Consider the following 670-nt stretch of genomic DNA (forward strand, 5'->3'; position numbering starts at 1 on the left):
CGCAGACGGAGGCTGTTGCTCACCACGAACACCGACGAGAACGCCATCGCCGCACCCGCGATCATCGGGTTGAGCAACCCCGCCGCGGCCAACGGCAACGCCGCCACGTTATAAGCGAACGCCCAGAACAGATTCCCCTTGATCGTCCGCAACGTCCGCCGCGACAACCGGATCGCATCCGCCGCCACCCGCAGATCACCACGAACCAACGTGAGATCCGACGCCTCGATCGCCGCGTCCGTACCGGTCCCCATCGCCAAACCAAGATCGGCCTGCGCCAACGCCGCCGCGTCGTTGACCCCATCGCCCACCATCGCGACCGTACGCCCCTGCCCCTGCAGACGCTTGACCACGTCCACCTTGTCAGCCGGCAGCACCTCGGCGACACCTCCTCAATGCCGACCTCGGCGGCGACCGTACGCGCCACGGCCTCGTTGTCACCGGTCAACAACACCGGCGTCAACCCAAGCCCGCGCAACTCAGCGATAGCCTCGGCCGAGGTCGCCTTGACCGTGTCCGCGACAACCAGCACAGCACGGGCCGTGCCGTCCCAGCCCACCGCCACCGCGGTACGGCCGGCCGCCTGAGCCCCCTCAAACGCCCGCTCCAGCTCGACCGGCAGATGCTGGGACCACTCGGCCAGCAGCTTCGGCCGCCCGACCAGCACCGC

1 pseudogene is annotated in these 670 nt (G+C 69.0%); it reads right to left on the bottom strand.

What is annotated here, in order from left to right:
• A pseudogene (locus AWQ68_RS40320) lies at positions 1-670 on the bottom strand (HAD-IC family P-type ATPase); the annotation flags it as partial.

Source organism: Microtetraspora fusca (genome assembly GCF_001570365.1).
Lineage (GTDB): Bacteria > Actinomycetota > Actinomycetes > Streptosporangiales > Streptosporangiaceae > Microtetraspora > Microtetraspora fusca.